The following is a 16,449-nucleotide window of genomic DNA, read 5'->3' as shown; positions in this document are numbered from 1 at the left end:
TCATGAACGATACCCGAATAGACCGCTTATACGAGTTGCTCCCCGCCATTTATCGAATACGCGATGCCGAGCAGGGCGAGCCTCTCAAGGCATTGCTCCGTGTGATCGCCGAGCAGGTCAACCTGGTCGAGGACGACATTGCCGGTCTGTACGAAAACGAATTTATCGAGACCTGCGAAGATTGGGTAGTGCCCTATATCGGCGACTTGATCGGCTACGAGCCGGTGCATGAGGCCGGCGAGCCTTCCACAGGGTCGAGCCCTGAAGCACAGCGCCGCAATCAAATCCTGTATCCGCGCCGGGAAGTCGCGAATACGATCCGCTACCGCCGTCGTAAAGGCGCACTGGCCTTGTTGGAGTTATTAGCCAATGACGTCGCCGGCTGGCCGGCGCGGGCGGTCGAGTTTTATCGCCTGCTGGCCTGGAGCCAACCCATCAACCACCTGCATCTTGACCGCGGCCGCACGGTCGATGTCCGCAACAGCGCGGCGCTGGATTTGCTGGACGGTCCCTTTGACCAAAGCGCGCATACGGTCGATATCCGCCGGATCAATTCGCGGCGCAGTGAGGGCCGTTACAACATCCCGAGCGTCGGGGTCTTCGTCTGGCGCTTGAAGTCGTATCCGGTCACGCAAACGCCGGCTTATTGCGTCGAGTCGGTCGGGCCGAACGTGTTTACTTTCAGCGTGCTCGGCAATGACAGCCCGCTTTACGTCAACCCCGAACGCGAAGCCGATCCGACCACGATCGCCGGCGAACTGAATCTGCCGGTGCCGATTCGGCGGCGCCTGTTGAAGCAACAAAAAGCAGCGCTTTACGGCGACGGCAAGAGCCTGCAAATCTGGCTCGGCGTGAGCGGCAGAAAGTCCGCAAAACCCATCCCGGTGCCTGCCGAACACATCATCGTCGCCGATTTGAGCGACTGGACCTACCTCCCGAAAAAGGGCAAAGTCGCGGTCGATCCGGTACTGGGCCGCATCTCCTTCCCATTGCGCTCGCCGCCGAAAAACGGCGTCTGGGTCAGTTACCATTACGGCTTCGGCGCCGACATCGGCGGCGGCGAATATGAGCGGCCGATCAGCCAACAGCCCGTTTATGCGCTCTATCGGGTCGGCAAAGGCGGCGAGTTCGACTCGCTGGGCGACGCGATCAAGCAGTGGCGCAAAGACGCCAAGGAAGATGATGCCCCTTTGCACTCGGTAATCGAGATCGTCGATAGCGGCGTCTATGTCGAACCGGTCAACATCCGCTTCAGCAAAAATCACCAAAGCCTGCAACTCAGGGCGGCCAATCGCCGGCGTCCGGTGATCCGCCTGCTCGACTGGCAGACCGACAAACCCGATGCATTGACCGTGATCGGTTTCAGAAACAGCCGCTTTACGCTGGACGGCATCCTGATCACCGGCCGCGGCATGCAGGTATCCGGCGACATACGCCAGTTGACGATTCGGCATTCGACGCTGGTGCCAGGCTGGTCGCTGAATTGCAACAATGAACCGCAGCGGCCGACCGAACCGAGCCTGGAAGTATTCAGTCCGAAAGCCTGCATCAAAATCGAGCACTGCATCGTCGGTTCGATTGAAATTTATCCGAGCCTGGCGGACGTGGAAGAAAATGGCGAAGCGCCGGCCATCAAAGAATCAACATCCGATACGGCGCCTTGCCTGGACAACGAACGCAGCGTCCGCCTCGATCCGCTGCGTGTTTGCATCAGCGACAGCATCATCGATGCGACCGGACAGGATCTCGAAGCGATCGGAGCGCCGGACTGCACCGTCGCGCATGTCTGTCTGACGATACGGCGCGCGACGGTGTTCGGTTTGGTGCAAGTGCACGCGATCGAACTGGCCGAAAACTGCATTTTCGACGGCCGGATCACCGTAGCGAAACGGCAGCAAGGCTGCGTGCGTTTCTGTCATGTCGCGCCGGAATCACGTACCCCGCGCCGCTACGAATGCCAACCCGATCTCGTCAAAAGCGCGATTGCGGTAAAGCTCAAAAACGACAGCGTAACCGACATGGCGCTGATTGATGCGGCAAAACAACAGGAAGCCGACCGGGTTCGCCCGATGTATAACAGTCTCCGTTACGGGGCGCCGGCCTATTGCCAACTCGCTGCTTGCTGCGCCGATGAAATCAAGTCCGGCGCGGACGACCAGGCCGAAATGGGCGTGTTTCATGATTTATTTCAGCCGCAAAGGTTAACCAATTTGCGTGTCCGCCTGGACGAATTCTTGCCTTCCCGACTGGACGTGGGCATCATCTTATCGAATTAGGAGTGCAACATGAAAAATTTTGAAAACAGCATCATGCGCGGCGAATTTCGAGGCGACTTTACTCGGGACACCTTTCACCCCGAAAAAACCTACTCTCGCGTATTGATGCAGCAGGGACGCGTGCAACTGGATGCGGACTGGAACGAACAGGTGTCGATCATTGTACATCATCTGCGCAGTCTGGCCTGCGATGTCGCAGGTCCGCATTGGGGACCTGCCGAAGGCAACGGCTTTGAAATCAAACTAACCGAAAACAAGGACTTTTCAATCGGCGCCGGGCATTATTATGTGAACGGCATCCTTTGTGAAAATGGCGACGGCGTGACCTATAAAAATCAGCCGAATCTGCCGAACCCCGACGACATACCGGCGAATCCAAATGAACGGCAAGCCTTGCTGGTGTATCTTGACGTATGGGAGCGGCATATCAGCGCTGTCGAAGATGATGCGATCCGCGAAGCCGCCCTCGGCGGACCGGACACCGCAAGCCGGGCAAAGATCGTCTGGCAGGTCAAGCTGAAGACGGTGCCGTCCGGTAACATCATTTCCAATGACAACACTCACCCGTTCAAGGAAAACTATACGGATTTTTTGGCTGCGATCGCCGACGACATCAAAACCGGTTCCGGCAGGCTTGCCGCGCAGGCGAAAGACCGGTCGAAAACCGATACCGAGCCTTGTCTGGTCGAACCCAAGGCTCGCTATCGCGGCGCCGAAAACCAGCTTTACCGGGTTGAGATCCACCGTCCGTCCAACAGCGACGGCAAAGGCGCGACGTTTAAATGGTCAAGGGAAAACGGCGCGGTTATTTTTCCTATCCTGGAGCGCATCGCTGGCGGCGCCACTCTGACGCTCGAGCATCTGGGCCGGGACGAGCGTTTCGGCCTGAAACCCGACGATTGGGTCGAAGTGCTCGATGACGATGCCATTCTGAATACCAATAAGGTAAACCTGTTCCAGATCATGATGATAGACCCGGAAAACCGGCAAGTCACGCTGAAAGGCATTCCCGTCTCCACGGCCGGAGAAGACAGCGCGAAGCACCCGTATTTACGCCGCTGGGACCAGCACAATGGCGATCAGGACGGCATCCCGATCGAAATCGGCATCGGCAATAACGTTCAATGGATCGACCTCGAAGACGGCATCCAAATCAGCTTTCCCCAGGACGAGGCCAAAATAAACGCATACCGCTCCGGCGACTACTGGCTGATACCCGCCCGGCAAATCACCGGCGACATCGAATGGCCGGAGCAGGACGGCAAGCCCAGCCCTATGCTGCCGCATGGCGTGCGCCATCACTATGCGCCATTGGCCATTATTGCTTCGACAAGAAGGCCGACGACAGGAGCCGCCGGCGCCAATACAGTGATTGATTTGCGGCGGATTTTAACTCGGATTTGGGTGTAGGCCACCGAATCGGGAATTTAAATCATCCGGCAGCGGTCTTTGTTTCATGGCTTTTGGCGCAGGCAACTGAACGGTTGGCCGCCTGCCGTTGTAAAAATTGAATCGTGGCCGCGCTGTTCGCGTCCCGCTCGTTCAACGGCCCCCCTCATCGATGCGCCAATCGCGGCGCGCCTGTTTTGTACTTTAAATTGCATCAATTAGGCCTCTTAAAAGGCAACGGAGATCCGAATGCTTTGTTTTAATGTCATGCTGGCTACTGCCAAAATTCGAGAGCACATCGACAGAGGCTCCGGAACGATTCAGTACATCCTGGAGGATGCGGAAATCTTAGTGCGTAACGAGACCTATAACAAGGAAGTCGGGTTTCACATCAATGTGGATGGCGTGTGGAAAAATTTCCATGCCTCCTATTCACATTCCCTGATGACAGGAGGAGGCACGATTGTCGAGGTGTGGAAAATTAGAGAGTTCGGAGAGTTGTTGAAACAAACCACCGTTACAACGCCAATGCCCCCGAAACCGGTGTTTCAGTTTGCCGTTTTTTACCACAATCTCGACTGGGACACTTGGTATTGGGACAATAACCATGGCCAGGATTACTTCCTGTAACTGTGTCGATTTAGATTAAACCGCTACAGAATGTGCCGGATAGAATTTAGATTTATACAAAATGCATGCTGCCAGGCCGCCTTACCCTAACAGGAAGTGTAATTACATTGACAACCACAGATAAAGCCGGTACGGTGCAAATTAAATCTATTATTGTTTGAAAAGTGTTTTGAATTCCCTGTCTATCAGTAGAAAAGGCAGGGTTTTACTGTCTGTCCGTTTATCTGTATGGAAGCGTGCCCAGTTATAAAAATCCAATAAATATTAAGGGGTAACAGCGATGAAAATACCAAACCTGACTGCGACAAAGAAGAAGAAAATTGGCCTTGCATTACTTGGATGGATGCTGATTTCCGGTGTAAGCAGTGCTGCCGACCATAACGATCCTAACGCGATCAACTCGATTTTTTCCGATATACCGATAAGCCCTGCGGATTTATACGATATGTTCGGTTTTCCCAGTGAGAATAAAACGGACGGGGAAAAAGTCGTGGCGGCCTTAACGTTCGCAGCGATACCCAAGGCCGGGGTATTCGATCCCGACCTGCTTTACCGTATCCAGTTCGATCCCGATCCCAGAATCGGGCCATCAATGGGAAACGAAGTTTCCTTGTCGGCACTGTTCGATTACGCCAAGGCGGTAGGTAAGAAATATGTCAATTTCAAACCTTCCGAAGTCAGAGTGACTTTCAACAAAGACAATCAGGCGAAAGTCGATTTTATCGGTTTCCCGGGCGGCGATTTTTCCAAAGTTATCGATACCAACAAGGTGGTCGACATCAAATCCACGGACGGAAACACCATCAAGGCTTTTATCGGAGGCAGGGATGATGCTTTCTTCAACGATCTTCCGGGATTTTTCAGATCCATCAACTACGCACCGCAGTTTTATCATGTTCCCAATGCAATGAAGGATAAAAGGGAGTTGCCCATACCCAAAACGCTGATAGAACTGGAAGGCAACACACTATTCAATTTCGACAAAAACGATCCCGACTTGGGGATCAAAGTTAAAAAGGACCTTCCTAAAGGCCCTCTGACCTGGAATGGCAACAAGTTTCTCAAGGATGAAAAAGGTAACTTCCGTTTTGTCTATAGCGGAATAGACGCGCAAGCCGGCAGGAACATCAATGCCATCGTACTGGAAATGCCGCTGAAGTTGCTGACCAAAACGCCCGAGACGGATAGAATCGTCAGAACCTGGGGCGAGAGCTGGGTATTGAAGGCTTCCGCCAAGGCCAAAGCCATTCCCGATCAAAAAGAGCTTTCTTTCTTCGGCCTGTTCAAAGGGATGAAGGCTACGAGTCCCGCGGAAGCAGGCTTTAACGATGATATCAGCGATTATAAGAAGGTGGATCTGGATGGAGTCCCCTTTCTTGATGCAGCGCTGAATGAACGTGCCGACGACAGACAGTTGGCGAACAATATCAAGCTCTCCGAACATTATGTCACGCGTTTCGCCCATCTGGGCTGGGGATTCGGTCCTTCCATCAGTGCGCTGGGTCTGGGGACTTGTTTCGATCATTCCAATTCTCCGATCTCGGTACACAAAACCTATAAACTCGCGATTGAAGCGTTTCCGCGTGCGAAGAAATGTTTTTTCCAGCGCGTCAACATGCCGGACAATTCATGGAATGTGAAAGGGCTGGACATCAAGCCGCCCCGGACCTTTGAGATTTTCATACCCAATGTCGCGTCGATAGACATGGATACCAACGGTACCTGGCCATTCGGCCGCCGGTTTGAAGATCAGGTGGCGACCCGATTCCTGAGTCTGTTTCTGGACATGGAAAAGGGTTGCGGCGGAAAACCCTGCAACGTGGAAACCTTAGGTAGTCAGGCGTTGTGGGATAGCGCTCCGATCTTTCCGAAAACACCGCCTAATCCACTCAGGAACGATAAAGAATTCCTGAAGGAGTTTCCGTATCTGGCGGAACCCTGGTAATTTTCAGTCGCCATTGTTAACGCTGCTATTGAAGGATGAGGGGATTTAGAACTTTTCCTATTGAGTTTATTTCCCCTTTCCCTATTTTTGAGTATTTATTAAGTCATCGCACACCCAAGCCGTGGCATTAAAACACCTTGTTAAAATCATTTTTTGTATTGTTACCATCAGCTTGATTACCCTTCTGGCCGGACTGAACGGAGTAGCCACCACGGACTACCAACAGGAATTAGGCAAGATTGAGTCCGCTGCTTCAAACCCACAGAATCAACCAGGTTCGGCACTTACCGATCCGAAAGCCTTATTTAGAAACGCCTATTTCTTGTTCCAAAAGAGCTCCTTGACGGGAAGGCGACAAGATATGGAAAAAGCAGGGGCGGCTTTTGAAAAAGCCCTGGCCAGCCTTCCTGAGTCGGTTGACCTTTATCTGTTGCACGCTTCGTACAACTTGAAACTTCATCGCCTGGAGGCGGCGAAATCCGAATTGGCAAAGCTCTCATTCATGAACGAGGACCCGAAAGTCCAAGTATTGAAGGCGGATATCACCGTGCAAGAAGGCAACTACAACGCCGCAGCCACCCGCTATCAGCACATTATCGAGAAAAATCGGACTTGGGATAATTTGAGCCGTCTGGCTTATTTGCAAGCGAAACTCGGGGATTTTGACGATGCGGACCGGTTATACCAAGAGGCGGAAGAAGGAATTTCCGCCAAAGACATGCGTTCATTTGCCTGGGTGGAATTGCAAAGAGGCTATTTAGCCTTGAGCCAAGGCCAATATGACGCGGCATGGAATCATTATCGGCAGGCCGATCAAGCCTATTCCGGCTATTGGCTGACCCAGGAATATATGGCCGAATGGTTGGGCGCGCAACGGAACTTCGATACGGCGTCAGCTTTTTACCGGCAGATTATGGCCTGTACCCAACGACCAGAGCTTTATCATGCGCTGGGCGACTTGTATTTGTTTATGGGCAAACCCAAACTCGCCGCCCCCTGGCATGACAAGGCGCTTACCGTCTACCTGGATTCCGCGCGGCGCGGCGAGGTTCAGTATTATCACCATCTTGCCTCGTTATATGCCGACGCGCGCTTGGATGGCGCGCAAGCCGTCAAATGGGCGCGAAAAGACATACAGTTGCGGCAGAATGCGACAACCCGGGATGCACTGGCCTGGGCCTTATTCCGGGATGGCCAATACCCGGCGGCTCTGGACGAAATCAAAAAGGCCTTGTCGTATAACTGGCAGGATGCGCACCTGTTTTTTCATGCCGCGATGATTCACTTAGCCGCCGGGCAAACGGAAGAAGGAAAACGTTATTTGCAAAAAGCCGTTTCAATCAATCCGCATTACGATACTTTTCATGTTCATCGCTGAAGCTTTCGGGTTCACAGGCTCGGAGTTAGAAAGAAGGTTTATTTTTAGTTCGATGAAATGTTTGAGGCTCTCCTGGTTCTTGCCTGGCCTGCTCCTGTCAGTGTTCATCGGCGTGCGTCCAGCGCTGGCACACCCGGTTTCGCAGGGCGCCATGGATGTGATTGTCCGCACAGATCGACTGGATGTGCGAGCCACGGTTTCCCTGGAAGAAGTCCTGGTTGCTACCGCTTTGAGCGGAGATAAGAATGCCATAGGGCCGGAGGCGCTGCGCAAGCATGGCGACTATTTACTCAACCACCTCCATGTTTATGCGGATGGCCTACCCCTCACCGGGCGCTTACTGGAAATTCCCCGTCAGTCCGCAGGCCAACTGATCTATCGGCTGGATTATCCGCTGGAGAGAACGACGACCAAACGCATCGAGTTTCGCCAGGATGTGCTTCGAGAATTCCTGTTTGCACCGGGAAATCCGTGGGAGGCAAGTTATATCGTAAGGATCGGTTTGGCGGAGCAGGCGCCCCTAGAGGGCTTGCTGTTTACTTTTCGGGAGCCCTTGGTTTTTGATGGCGGCGCTGACGCCGGACTGGACCGGATGCGAATGGCTGGGACGTTCGTACGCCACGGGATCGCTCATATCATTACCGGCTACGATCATCTTCTTTTTGTGAGCGCGCTCGTGCTAGCGGTGACCGGTTGGCGTGATCTGATCAAGGTGATCGCCGTGTTCACGCTGGCCCATACGCTGACTCTTGCCCTTGCCGTGTTGAATATCATCCGCCTGCCGTCCAGTATTGTCGAGCCGATGATAGCGGCGAGCATTGTGGCTGTCGCTATTCAAAACATCTATTGGCCCGAACGTAGCCATGGCGGCGCGCGTCTTGTTTTGGCATTCGGCTTCGGGTTGTTTCATGGGCTCGGATTTGCCGGCGGACTGCTCGATGCGATGTCCGGTATGGCATTTGCCAGTGTTGCATTGGCAATTATTGCCTTCAGTGTTGGCGTCGAAATCGGCCACCAGATTGTCGTTCTGCCGGCCTTTGTCGGACTCATTCTGTTGCGTAGAGTCGATGCCGGGACACCTCGTTTTAGCCAAAAGGCGCGACGCTATGGCTCGGCGATCATCTCCTTGTTCGGATTGGCTTATTTTTATTCGGCCTTGCGGTGAAGCCACCATCATGAACCTGGTTACAAAGAACAGTATCCCTTCAATATTAAGGCGTAGGCGTTGTCTTGCCCTTGTTTTAGAAAATAAGCACTATAAAGTGCAAAACTCTGAACTTGACAGACAATTTGAAGCATTAATTTAGATTGAACCTGGCATTGACAGCCTCTTTTCGGCCAAAAGCTGACAGAGGTAAACTTAGCCCTTAGCCGTCGTTCACCGACATTCCGGCCATCGGAGGCCCTTTGGTGCTTCGGAATAGGTTAAAAGTTGGGATCAGAATGAGCGACCTGGATAAGCAACTGCCAATGCGGCTTGGTGCTCAGTTGTAATTGCTTGCTCAAGGCCATCAAGCCATTCTAGAAACTCAGGCCAATTATTCAAACTAAATACCTTGGTTCCATAGCGCTCCTCCAAATTTACAGTCGGTTTCCGAACCAAGTCGGCCATCAGTTGATCCATTACAAAGGCATCGCAATACGGTGCGTACGTAGATATATGCTCTACATCGTAGAAATAACCACTGAATTTTCTGAGCGCGATTTCCTTGTTCGTGAAATTTCCGCTTTTGACCATTGACTTCATCGTGGCGTGCATGCGAGCTGACAACAACTGATGCGGTGTTTGCTTAAGGTGCTCTGATTGCATTAGGAACTGAGCGCATATGCGCAGACAGTGGCCCGCCGGTGTACCTTGTTGGAGAAGTCGACTCGTCATTGACTCGACAACCATAGTAATGACAGGCGCATCCAGCATCGCTGCATGGTCTCCGGAAGCAATTCGAGCTATGTATTGGAGGTAAAAGTCAAGGTGAGCTTTGGCTGCAACTTCATATTCCGCAAGCAGGTCTTCCTCGAATGTCGTCCCGAGTTTCCGCCAACCGTCGAATAAGCCTATGAGTCCCTCGATCGACTCTTTCTTGAGCGAACGAATAAGGTTCACATCACCTATATATCGCCCGACCTCAATCCGAAAATAGCTATCCCAACTGTGAATGTCTCCATGTAACGCATCTTTCTTTTCGCATTGATAACCAGCGGGGCTATTTTCACGCCACGCCTCAAAAGCTCGCAGTAGCTGCACTCTGTGCACTTCTTGGGCGTACCGGAATGTATGTCCGCGTGAGACAGATTTCATGAAGCGGAAAAGTTCGTCCCGACCTGACCATAGGTGAGTTTCGTCCTCATGAATTGACGAATACGGTGCTACAAGAAGTTGTAATGACGCCGCTCGCTCAATCCGAGCGGCGGCATCTAGGAAGCGTTTTTCCTGACCACGAAAGGCGTGGCTAAAAAAAAACTGGTCGAGATAAACGATTTTTTTCTTTAACTTGGGCAGCGGAACACGCAAGTGGTAATCGCACGCCTTGCAACCTTGAAACACCACCTGGCCGCCAAACACATCAACATTTCCGAATGAGTCTTTACGACCGCATCCAGGGCAATTGCCAAGCACATAAGAAACTATTGCCATCAGATTCCCCTAGTCAGCGGAAGTGTACCAGAGTTGATGCCCAATACCTGATAGCACTACGGCCAGACTTGAATTCGGTGATTGAATGTCTGCTGTTTCCAGCAATGAACTTCTGCTTTGGGTCGGTTTTACTCATTCACATCTGAACGTGTTAATCGGCTTCGAAATTTTTCCGCTTTTTAACGAAATGGGCGTTGAATTTTTCCAGATCATAACTCAAGCACCTGTTATAAAATGAATTTTTTCAAATTACCAACTAGCCAATCGCTGGAAAAAATTCAACGCCTGCTAAGACCCCTGTCCATTAAAATGCAAAAGGCTTCCGGCTTGTTTAAGTTCCAACAAGAAATCAGCCAGATATCGTTATAAGCATATTTTCACTACCCTGATTTTTATTAATTTGGTGATTTTTATTAGAACGCACATCAATCAAGTGGGTTGTAATCAATCCGAATGCTTATCTGTATGCACTTTGCCACGGAACACCAGATACTGATAACTGCTATAAATCAACATAACGGGAATCAGCAGGCCGATGCTGGCAAGCATAAAAATCAGCGTTCTGCTCGAAGAAGCGGCTTGCGTCAAGAGTACGGATGCAGGAATCATATACGGATAGTAACCGATGGTCATGGCCACGAGTGAAGCCAGTGTAATGATGGCACTCCAGAAAAACGCACTGAGTTCGCGCTTCTTGTGCAATGCTCGCATTACCAGCATAAAGGCAATAACGGCGAGAAGGACAAAGAGGTTCAAATAAAATCCGCTTTCGCTAGCGGCCCAGCGCGCGGCAAAATGAGAGCTGAAGCGGGATGCGGAGAAAAGCGCCGCCGCCAGCAGCGTTATTTCCAGAATAGCGGCCACATAGGATTGATTAATGCTGACAAGCTGAATCGCGCCTTCTGTCTTGATTATCAGATAGGTGGCGCCGAGCAGGGTATAGCCTGTGACTACGCCGAAAGCCACAATGGCCGAAAAAGGCGTCAGCCAGCCCCATATGCTGCCCTGATCGCCGGCTTCTTGAATGTCCAGACCGCCGATCATGCCGCCAAAGGCAAAACCCTGGGCAAGGCCCGCAAATAAACTGCTGACTCCAAAGGCAAGATTCCAGGGAACTTTGTTTCGGGCGTGATGGCGAAATTCAAAGGCGACACCGCGGAATATCAAGGCGAATAACATGATCATGACCGGGATATACAAAGCCTGCAAGGCGATGGCATATACCATCGGAAATGCGCCGAATAGGGCGCCGCCCAGCAATACCAGCCAGGTTTCGTTGGCATCCCAAATGCTTTCCAGGCTTGTCATCATAATTGCGCGATGGGAGTCGTTCCGGGTAAAAAGAGAAAGGATACCGACGCCCAAGTCGAATCCGTCCAGAACGACATACAAAAACAGGATCAATCCGATGATGAAAAACCAGATATTAGCGAGCAGTGTATGAATTTCAGTGTCCATAATCTAGAATCTCAATCGTTATCAGCCGTTTCCCGCAGGTGCTGTGATGAAGGTGGCATAAAGCTCAAATCAGGTCCTTTTCTGATGATGCGTGCAGCGAAGATCATAAACAGAATCAGTAAAATGCCGTAAACCGCGATAAAGCCGCCAAGTGTGGTGGCCACCACGGATGCCGGTAAATTCGAGGCGGCATCGTGGGTGCGTAACACGCCGTAGATTACCCAAGGCTGGCGGCCGACTTCCCGCACAATCCAACCGCATTCAGTGGCCAGATAACCGAGCGGTATTGACGCTATCCAGGCACGCAGCAATAACCGATGGTTGCAAACGCGCTCCAAAGACAGCCCGCCTTTCCACCATGCAACCGATGTTACCGCCAGCAGCCCCAGAAAAGCCAGTCCGCTGGCCACCATGATTCGAAAGCTGTAATAGATAAGTCCAATAGCCGTCGGCTGATCCTCCGGCGGAAAAGAGCTTAACCCTTCCACGCGGCCATGGCGGCTGCCGGTCGCCAGCAAACTTAACACATTCGGAACAGTGATGGCCCAGTCGTTTTTTTGCTCGGCCTGATTGGGCCAAGCCAAGACATTCCACGACGCGCCTTGGCCTTCTTGATTGGTTTCCCAATGCGCTTCGACCGCAGCCGCTTTTGCCGGCTGATTGATAAAGATATGCATCCCGCTGAGATGCCCCAGTACGATCTGAGCAGGGACCACGAAAATGGCGCCTAACAGGACGAGTTTGAATGATTTCAGAAAAAAATCCGTGTACTTTCTTTTCTGAATATACCAGGCAGACACCCCGCCGATAACAAAAAGGCTGGTGGTCATGCAGGCAAACCACATGTGCAAAACGCTCCACACCATGCTTTTATTGAAGATGGCTGCCATATAACTGTCTACCACGACCCTGTGGTTATCCAGGTGTATACCAGCCGGCGTTTGCATCCATGAATTGGCAACCAATATCCAGAAAACGGAAAGCGAAGCCCCCAGTGCCACCATGCAGGTTGCCAGCCAATGAATGCCCGGCGGGACCCGCGACCAGCCGAACAGCATGATGCCCAGAAAGCCGGCCTCCAGCATGAATGCCATGGCGCCTTCATAACCCAGAATATTACCGAAAAATTCCCCGGTTTCCGTGGAAAAGCGTGACCAGTTGGTGCCGAACTCAAATTCCAGGGGAACGCCGCTAATGACTCCTATGGAAAAATTGAGCACAAATAATTTTCCCCAGAAACGTGCATGCCGGTAATAGTCAACATCGCCCGTTTTCAGCCATAACCCTTCGAAAATCACCAGGGCAACAGAGAGCCCGACGGTCAAGACCGGCCATAATATGTGGAACATAGCCGTCACGGCAAATTGAAAGCGCGATAAAACAACTGGATCCTGGAAAATTTCCATAAGCATCTTTCTCCCGCTTACCCCTTTCCGGATAAAACTGAATCAAATTCCGACGTGATCAGCATCGTTACGAGCCCCAAAAAATGGTTCTTAAAAATCACCTGCTCTTCCTGTGGGCCTTGTGTATAAAAAACTTAGATCAATTTCAACAGCCTATTATCCCTTTGCCGCCTGCCGATGCTGCTGATTGTAGTCAAACCTGTTAAAAAGAAGCTCTATGAATGAATTGGCACTTTCGGCCGAGGCTGTGTCAAAACTCATCACTAAACTTGCCTGACATGTAAAATGTTCCACCGATCAGCCTGAGAGGAGCACTAGGTCAATGATTAGCTCCACTAAGGCTAATGTTTTGCCCGTAATTAGGCATTATCAAACCACAGGCTTTTCGAGGTTTGCGTTTTGACACAGCCTCGGCCATAACCGGCCTTTGACTTATTTCAGTTTTGCGTCTGCAAGTTTGATCATTGCAGTTGTTCAAAGCATACAACCAGAGTGGGGGCTAATTTTTGACTCTTAACGGCATGATTGGGTAAAAATACCTGATACTGGGTGTTTTCCTTAAAGTAATTCAAATCATGGGATTTCTTATTTCGGTCGGCCGTTAGACCCGTCAAAATAATCAGTGCCTCACTAGATTCATATTCCTGGTTATGTATCAAGACGATTTCCGACAGATGATGACGTGATGATGTTTCCCATTAATTGATCTGCACGACAGTACTTATTGGGGAACGGGGTATCACAGAAAGCCGTTAAAAAGCAGCTAAACAAGCCCAGTTGCTTCCATTTTATCGCGACTTAAACTAATTGCCACCGGATTTGCTTTCCAAACCACTTCCTCGGGTAACCTGCCTAGTAGGCTATAAACTAGATGAGAAAGAATGGCTTGCTTAAGGGATTTGGTGTCCAAGCAGGCACGGGTATTTCTTTTTGTCTCCATGATTGCATGGGGTTGAGCCCTTGAAGAGCCCAACCCTTCTTTCAGGACTTATGGTTTTGGTGCCAAAAGGACTACGGCGGCTCTTTGCGCCATGATGCCATGAACCACTTTGGTGGGGTGTATGCCATCCCAAAACAAATAAGTATCTGGTTTTTGGCATTTGTATGGCGGTAGATTCGGCGTTACACAAGCATCACTTGTATTGGTAATTCCAAATGATGCTGGATCGGCAATGATTTCATTAAGCAACGCATGAAGATCCAGCATCCTTATATCAGCACCCGGCAAAGCATTCAATCCCTTTTGTAAATCAGCAAGACCACCGTCGAATGCTTCAGCCAAACTATTTGCAGCAGCAATAATAGCGCCTGTGCCGCCAAATTTATCATCAATGATTTTAACAGCGGGTGTTGCGCCAATGGCCGGAACATTCACTAATAGAAACTTTCTAGCGCCTTGTCCATAAAGCGTTTGGATAGCGTTTCCAATATTTGTAAGCGCCGCCACAATAAGCGTTGGGTTTTGAGTAACCAAAGCATCCCGAACATCGTTGCCCCCCATTTCAATCACGACCAAAGCATTAGGGGACGTTTCAGGAAAATCGCTCATGTAGGTATTCAATTGATCGGACAAATTGAAACGGCAAGGATAATCCCCTGCACGGGCGCCGCCTACTGCATAGTTCCTAGCCTTTGTCGTTGTGCTTTGTAATGCAGGCCGGGTGTAACCTGACAAGCCTTTGCCCTGTGCAAACTGTTCAATCCATGTGGCGCCATTAGTTTCATGGTGCCCCCCTCGTGCATAGCTGCCATTAGGAACGAGGAACTCATCCAATTGGTCGTAGGGCGGTACATTAGCTGATACTCCCATTTTCCCAATGCATTCAGTGCTAAAACCAAATGCAGCCGGGTCAGAGAGCAAAACAAAAGCATTGCCAGAATCGCTTAAACTGGTGCCTAACACTACAATCCCATCAAAATTTTTTACTTGGGAAAAAGCAACCGATGAAAAAAATATACATGACGCCGTCATGATCCAAATTATACATTTAAAATATTTTACGGATTTCATATTAACCTCTCATTTTCACTTTCCACGAAATTAGTTTTTTACTTTCACATAAGCGAAAACAAAACCGATCATCGTAAGGATGGACAATCGCCTCTGAGATCATAACGAGACTAGGTGCTTTATCTTTCTCAGCCTACCTTAGGAAAATATTGCTAATTAACCCAGGTGCTTATTTACCACATAAACAAAACGTTTTCTACTGAGTATTTTAATCAACATTTGATTATTTCTAGTAAACAGGAAAATGATGTGGATTTAATGTTGCAAGGTGAATCTATTTTCCAGATGTGTAAAGAACATCCGTTGTTGACTCCTGCCTGATTGAAATTAGTTGTCTGCTATTTGTGGTTATGCTGCTATCTGGTATTAGCAATTGGATGTCGCTGTGGGTCTTTTTTTGCCAGTCAATGTAAGATTCTCAATCGAGATTTATTTTTGAAAGCATCAGATCAAGCCCAAAATTTACTACTATCCAAATTATGTATTTCATTTTTCCTCGTGGAAACTAGCGATCATTTTTTATCAAAATACACATTATCAACTAGTTTTTTAAACCAGATAGGTCGAAATATCAGTATAAACAACCCTATCGCAACTGTGATAGGAATTACAGGTATCAACATAAAGATAATAAGGACGAGGGCACATTTGATTCTGACAATGAGGGAGCCGGCTATCATTTTTCATACCTTTTTCAGATTTTTTGAAATGTCAAAAGAATGTTTACCAATTGCATGAGGTTTTTTCACCAATCTAAAACTCGCGACCGGCAATTAAAGATGTAAATTGATAAGCTGGTTTGGGTCGAACCCAGTTTGCTCATTACGTAATTTAAAAATTCATCAATTGCTTAGACTATTGGCAACTACGATGTCAGAGTGTTAACTGGCGTTGAAAATTTTACAATAATTGGCGTGATAGTAATTTTATAAATACATTCTATAACAAACACTTGACTAGTAGGCTGAACAAAAATGGACGCCACTTTTGTTCAAAAGCTGGCAAAACTTCAACGCCTTTTTACAGACAATGACGCTCTCGTGGGACACTTAAGGAACAGTCCCCATAAAATTACACTCATTTCAGTTATTTTTCTTGCTCAGTATGGATGGCAATCAGTGCGGATTTTGGTGAGAGACAGCGGAAGGAACTAGCGTCTAATTGTATAAAAATACGATAGATATATAATCCTCTGAAAATTACAGAGGAGTTATCGATGGGGCGTATTGCTAAGGTGGTTAAGTTGAGCCAACAGGAGCGCGTAGAGTTGGAAACTATCGTATCAAACAAAACCAACGAAGCGCGTCTTGTTCAGCGAGCC

Annotated in this window: 10 protein-coding genes; 6 read left to right on the top strand and 4 right to left on the bottom strand. The window is 49.7% G+C overall.

Going from position 1 to position 16,449, the window contains the following annotated elements; genetic code table 11:
- The first annotated feature begins 2 nt into the window (after positions 1-2).
- The 6 genes from U2W12_RS10855 (at position 3) to U2W12_RS10830 (ending at position 8,783) form a co-directional block, all read left to right on the top strand.
- Complete coding sequence (locus tag U2W12_RS10855; protein WP_326500703.1) at positions 3-2,276, top strand: hypothetical protein; 2,274 nt, start codon at positions 3-5, stop codon at positions 2,274-2,276.
- Positions 2,277-2,285: 9 nt separating this feature from the next.
- Positions 2,286-3,686 carry a DUF6519 domain-containing protein gene (locus U2W12_RS10850; protein WP_326500702.1) on the top strand — a complete coding sequence of 467 codons (1,401 nt, stop codon included), beginning with the start codon at positions 2,286-2,288 and terminating at the stop codon, positions 3,684-3,686.
- A 228-nt stretch (positions 3,687-3,914) separates the two neighbouring features.
- A complete protein-coding gene (locus U2W12_RS10845; protein WP_326500701.1) occupies positions 3,915-4,295 on the top strand; it encodes a hypothetical protein in 381 nt (126 codons plus the stop codon).
- Between the two features lie 280 nt (positions 4,296-4,575).
- A complete protein-coding gene (locus U2W12_RS10840) occupies positions 4,576-6,240 on the top strand; it encodes a hypothetical protein (RefSeq protein ID WP_326500700.1) in 1,665 nt (554 codons plus the stop codon).
- A gap of 361 nt (positions 6,241-6,601) precedes the next feature.
- Positions 6,602-7,618, top strand: coding sequence for a hypothetical protein (locus U2W12_RS10835; RefSeq protein ID WP_326500699.1), 1,017 nt, complete (start codon positions 6,602-6,604; stop codon positions 7,616-7,618).
- Positions 7,605-8,783, top strand: coding sequence for a HupE/UreJ family protein (locus tag U2W12_RS10830; RefSeq protein WP_326500698.1), 1,179 nt, complete (start codon positions 7,605-7,607; stop codon positions 8,781-8,783). The genes U2W12_RS10835 and U2W12_RS10830 overlap by 14 nt, the downstream gene beginning before the upstream one ends.
- Before the next feature lie 273 nt (positions 8,784-9,056).
- Here U2W12_RS10830 and U2W12_RS10825 read toward each other — a convergent pair whose 3' ends face one another.
- The 4 genes from U2W12_RS10825 to U2W12_RS10810 all read right to left on the bottom strand — a co-directional run bounded on the left by U2W12_RS10825 (position 9,057) and on the right by U2W12_RS10810 (position 15,128).
- On the bottom strand, positions 9,057-10,253 hold the full coding sequence (locus U2W12_RS10825; protein ID WP_326500697.1) for a hypothetical protein: 1,197 nt from the start codon (positions 10,251-10,253) through the stop codon (positions 9,057-9,059).
- 444 nt (positions 10,254-10,697) lie between these two features.
- Positions 10,698-11,711, bottom strand: a complete 1,014-nt coding sequence (gene cydB, locus U2W12_RS10820; RefSeq protein ID WP_326500696.1) for a cytochrome d ubiquinol oxidase subunit II — start codon at positions 11,709-11,711, stop codon at positions 10,698-10,700.
- An 11-nt stretch (positions 11,712-11,722) separates the two neighbouring features.
- Complete coding sequence (locus tag U2W12_RS10815; protein WP_326500695.1) at positions 11,723-13,117, bottom strand: cytochrome ubiquinol oxidase subunit I; 1,395 nt, start codon at positions 13,115-13,117, stop codon at positions 11,723-11,725.
- Between the two features lie 988 nt (positions 13,118-14,105).
- Positions 14,106-15,128, bottom strand: coding sequence for an SGNH/GDSL hydrolase family protein (locus U2W12_RS10810; RefSeq protein WP_326500694.1), 1,023 nt, complete (start codon positions 15,126-15,128; stop codon positions 14,106-14,108).
- Between the last annotated feature and the right edge of the window lie 1,321 nt (positions 15,129-16,449).

Origin of the sequence: Methylomicrobium sp. Wu6 (assembly GCF_035916875.1) — a bacterium.
Lineage (GTDB): Bacteria > Pseudomonadota > Gammaproteobacteria > Methylococcales > Methylomonadaceae > Methylomicrobium.
This window is presented reverse-complemented; position numbering and strand designations above follow the sequence as displayed.

Coding starts and splice junctions, on each gene's coding strand:
- U2W12_RS10825 (WP_326500697.1), bottom strand. CDS start 10,253: ATGGCAATAGTTTCTTATGTGCTTGGCAATTGCCCTGGATGCGGTCGT.
- U2W12_RS10835 (WP_326500699.1), top strand. CDS start 6,602: ATGGAAAAAGCAGGGGCGGCTTTTGAAAAAGCCCTGGCCAGCCTTCCT.
- U2W12_RS10850 (WP_326500702.1), top strand. CDS start 2,286: ATGAAAAATTTTGAAAACAGCATCATGCGCGGCGAATTTCGAGGCGAC.
- U2W12_RS10815 (WP_326500695.1), bottom strand. CDS start 13,117: ATGGAAATTTTCCAGGATCCAGTTGTTTTATCGCGCTTTCAATTTGCC.
- cydB (WP_326500696.1), bottom strand. CDS start 11,711: ATGGACACTGAAATTCATACACTGCTCGCTAATATCTGGTTTTTCATC.
- U2W12_RS10840 (WP_326500700.1), top strand. CDS start 4,576: ATGAAAATACCAAACCTGACTGCGACAAAGAAGAAGAAAATTGGCCTT.
- U2W12_RS10830 (WP_326500698.1), top strand. CDS start 7,605: ATGTTCATCGCTGAAGCTTTCGGGTTCACAGGCTCGGAGTTAGAAAGA.
- U2W12_RS10810 (WP_326500694.1), bottom strand. CDS start 15,128: ATGAAATCCGTAAAATATTTTAAATGTATAATTTGGATCATGACGGCG.
- U2W12_RS10855 (WP_326500703.1), top strand. CDS start 3: ATGAACGATACCCGAATAGACCGCTTATACGAGTTGCTCCCCGCCATT.
- U2W12_RS10845 (WP_326500701.1), top strand. CDS start 3,915: ATGCTTTGTTTTAATGTCATGCTGGCTACTGCCAAAATTCGAGAGCAC.